This is a genomic window from Microcystis sp. LE19-10.1B (assembly GCF_027530565.1).
GTDB lineage: Bacteria > Cyanobacteriota > Cyanobacteriia > Cyanobacteriales > Microcystaceae > Microcystis > Microcystis aeruginosa.
In genome coordinates, this window is sequence record NZ_JAPZQM010000162.1 from 1 (window position 1) to 3,051 (window position 3,051).

Below are 3,051 nucleotides of genomic sequence, written 5' to 3' on the forward strand. Positions count from 1 at the left end.
CGTCCAGAAGGATGTAATCTGACTGTTACTGTGCTTGGTTCACAGCTTTCTGGTATTTGTCTTGACCATCGAATAGGTAAAGGTTCTGTGCATTTGGCTAAATAGATTTGTTTGTCTTTAAATTTAAAAGCAGATTTGGTAAATTCGGCACTTCCTCCCTGATGTTTTTTCTTAAAGTTAGGATACTTAGTACGACCAGCAAAGAAGTTAGTAAAAGCTGTTTGTAGGTGTCTTAACCCTTGTTGTAAAGGTACACAGCTTACCTCATTGAGAAAGTCTAATTCTTCTTGCTTTTTCCAATCGGTCAACATTGAAGAAGTTTCAGTATATCCTACTCTTTCTTGCTTTTCGTACCATGCTTGTGTTCGTTCGTGGAGAGCTTTGTTGTAAACCAATCTTACACAGCCCAATGTGCGCCGCAATAGCGACTCTTGTTCGGGTGTGGGGTAAAATCGGTAAGAATAGGCTTTTTCCATACCTCACATTTTAGCATATATTTCGTAAATGTGCTAATATTTAACAGTAAAGCCGTCGTAGAACGACGGGGTTTCAGACCCAAAATTTTCGATGAGCAATTTATTCTCGCATATCTAGAAGTTTAAGCCATGTCACTCACTGAGTTAATTCTTCTGGTCAACAATCTGAGCCAGACAGACAAATTATCACTCTTCAAACTCCTAGCTGCACAAATCCCGGATGCTGAACTACAGGTTATCTTTTCCGCATCAGAGTATCCGATTTGGTCGCCCTACGATGCCACGGAAGCCGCCAATATTCTGATGCATATGATTCAGGATGACCGAGAGGCATCTACCCATGCCTAGTACAGTCGAATTTCCCCTTTCCGACGATGAAGCATTACCCACGATTCCCATCACTCTGAGTCATGCAGGCCTTTCTGTTTCTGCGAATGCCCTGCTGGATACCGGATCTACGGTCAATCTATTACCTTACGACATCGGGCCGCAATTGGGTGCAATTTGGGAGGAACAAACTGTCCGCTTGCCATTGGCCGGAAATCTTGCAAGGGTTGAAGCACGAGGGTTATTTGTGTATGTTCAAATTGGGAATTTGGAACCTGTTCGTCTAGCCTTTGCTTGGGCAAAAACCTCTCAGATACCCTTAATTCTTGGGCAAACGAACTTTTTTCGAGAATTTGATGTCTGTTTTCAACGATCGCGATGCACGATCGAAATTATCCGCTTCTAATAAGGGTCGATGTGTTTTGGGTGGGATCGCGCTTTTGGTTAGTGTTGATAGAGAAAAGCAATGCTGGGTTTCCTGCCGTCAACCCAGCCTACGGAGATAAACGATCGCACTTAATCTTGGCGATCAAATATGATGTAGCGTGTGTTAGCGTTAGCGTAACGCACGGATTTTGAACATTAGATAAGGTGCGTTCACTTCGTTAACGCACCCTACAAGATCGGCGTGCTGCTACGCAGTGCCTTCGGCATCGCATTCTGTTATGAGTTGATTGATGTTGGGTTTCCTTGCGTCAACCCAACCTACGGACGAGGCGATCTGCTACGCAGTGCCTTTGGCATCGTACTCATAATAGTTTACGAAATTCTGCGACTGTCAAACCAGCATCTTGAACAATTCCACCCATTGTAAATGCCTTAATTGGATTGTGCCTTGGAAGAGCAACTTGACGCACCCCATCACTCATGATGATATGTTTGCCTTGGCGAATGATCCGAAAGCCTACCTTCTCCAAGGCTCGTACTGCATCTAGGTGATTTACGCCAGGAATTCTAGGCATAGTTACACCTGCATTTCAATTTCACGAATTTCCCCATCTTGCAAGCGTTCTTCTAAGGCTGCAAGATACTCACGAATTGCATCTTGGATATTGGTTAATGCCTCTTCCTCAGTATCTCCCTCGGACCAACAACCGGGGAGCGCAGGAACGCCAACAGTAATTCCTTCTTCAGAACGATAAAGGACAATTTTGTATTTCATCATAAGTTCCTTCTAGATAGCACTCCATTTTAGCTTGATAGAATTATGGATGTGGGATCAAATTGTAGCAACAGCGGAACCTCACAGCAAACTTGATATGGTTGGGTTTCCTTGCGTCAACCGTTCGGCAAAAGCTCACGGCCGAAGTTCAACCTACAGGCTACTCTAGGCTATTTATTCCCCTAGAAAAGAATCGCACCGTTACATTTCATTAACCCACCCTACAAGATCGGCGATCGCACTGATTAGCTCGCTCTAGATCAAAAACAATTGACAAAAATCGTCCAATGTCTTTCTCTATAAGGGTTCCATCTCTTATAACCCCCGTCCATTACATAACACAAACCGAAGAACCCAACAAATTAGATTATATTCTCACCTAGAACTGGGTGTCTAACTATATATTACGCGGAAATTTTCCGTATATCACGCCAAATACACATTTTTTAAAGAATCTTTCTGTATATTACGCTCAAATGGAGCGATCGCGAGAAGTTTTCCGTATAATATTACGATAAGCGTGTTATGCCGATTAGCGTACTCTGTTATGAACCCTCCCCCACTGATTTGTTCAAAGTTTTCTCGTTGTGCGACTGTCAGATGAACTTTATCTCGCCTACCTCTTCCCATGATTGATGTCCTCAGTTTAGCTTATCTATTGCCCTATTTTAGCTGTGTCAGTCCAGTAGGGTGTGTTAGCGTCAGCGTAACGCACGAATTTTGAACATTAGATAAGGTGCGTTACATTTCATTAACGCACCCTACAAGATCGGCGATCGCACTAAAACCTAGAGGGCTAACGGCTTAATTGAGCGGCAGAAGTATCTTTCTTTTGTCACCAAAATATCACTTTTTAGTCCGCTCCAATGATTTGTTATCTCTCTTTGTGGTGCGATTTTAAAATTGCCGAATTTATTTTGCGCCAAAAATCATAGCTACGCTTTTCTTTAATCTCTTCGGGTCTAATTCCCCGCCGCTCGCGGCGTACAATAGAAAAATGAGTGAATACATCCATAAGAGCCATAATGTAAGTGTTTTGCTATATCATTTAGTGTTCCCAGCCAAATATCGTAAAGCCGTTTTCGA

The 3,051-nt window shown here is 42.9% G+C and carries 5 protein-coding genes and 1 pseudogene; 3 read left to right on the forward strand and 3 right to left on the reverse strand.

What is annotated here, in order from left to right:
* Positions 1 to 476: RNA-guided endonuclease InsQ/TnpB family protein (locus O9332_RS05735; RefSeq protein ID WP_288024191.1), on the reverse strand; the 476-nt coding region annotated here is incomplete at its 3' end.
* Between the two features lie 129 nt (positions 477 to 605).
* On the opposite strand from O9332_RS05735, the gene O9332_RS05740 reads away from it, so the two are divergent.
* On the forward strand, positions 606 to 824 hold the full coding sequence (locus O9332_RS05740) for a hypothetical protein (RefSeq protein WP_002753442.1): 219 nt from the start codon (positions 606 to 608) through the stop codon (positions 822 to 824).
* Positions 817 to 1,209 carry a pepsin/retropepsin-like aspartic protease family protein gene (locus O9332_RS05745; protein ID WP_002753443.1) on the forward strand — a complete coding sequence of 131 codons (393 nt, stop codon included), beginning with the start codon at positions 817 to 819 and terminating at the stop codon, positions 1,207 to 1,209. The genes O9332_RS05740 and O9332_RS05745 overlap by 8 nt, the downstream gene beginning before the upstream one ends.
* A gap of 343 nt (positions 1,210 to 1,552) precedes the next feature.
* Here the strand turns inward: O9332_RS05745 and O9332_RS05750 are convergent, their stop codons facing one another.
* Positions 1,553 to 1,765 carry a type II toxin-antitoxin system HicA family toxin gene (locus O9332_RS05750; protein ID WP_002763902.1) on the reverse strand — a complete coding sequence of 71 codons (213 nt, stop codon included), beginning with the start codon at positions 1,763 to 1,765 and terminating at the stop codon, positions 1,553 to 1,555.
* Between the two features lie 2 nt (positions 1,766 to 1,767).
* The gene (locus O9332_RS05755) at positions 1,768 to 1,965 is read right to left on the reverse strand and encodes a type II toxin-antitoxin system HicB family antitoxin (protein ID WP_002738180.1); all 198 of its coding nucleotides are present in this window, start codon (positions 1,963 to 1,965) and stop codon (positions 1,768 to 1,770) included.
* Positions 1,966 to 2,962: 997 nt separating this feature from the next.
* Between O9332_RS05755 and O9332_RS05760 the strand changes: the two are divergent.
* Positions 2,963 to 3,051, forward strand: a pseudogene (locus O9332_RS05760) (IS200/IS605 family transposase); the annotation flags it as partial.

What these genes read in the sequence shown, in the direction of transcription:
- O9332_RS05755 (WP_002738180.1), bottom strand. Translation starts at nt 1,965, where the DNA reads ATGAAATACAAAATTGTCCTTTATCGTTCTGAAGAAGGAATTACTGTT.
- O9332_RS05750 (WP_002763902.1), bottom strand. Translation starts at nt 1,765, where the DNA reads ATGCCTAGAATTCCTGGCGTAAATCACCTAGATGCAGTACGAGCCTTG.
- O9332_RS05740 (WP_002753442.1), top strand. Translation starts at nt 606, where the DNA reads ATGTCACTCACTGAGTTAATTCTTCTGGTCAACAATCTGAGCCAGACA.
- O9332_RS05745 (WP_002753443.1), top strand. Translation starts at nt 817, where the DNA reads ATGCCTAGTACAGTCGAATTTCCCCTTTCCGACGATGAAGCATTACCC.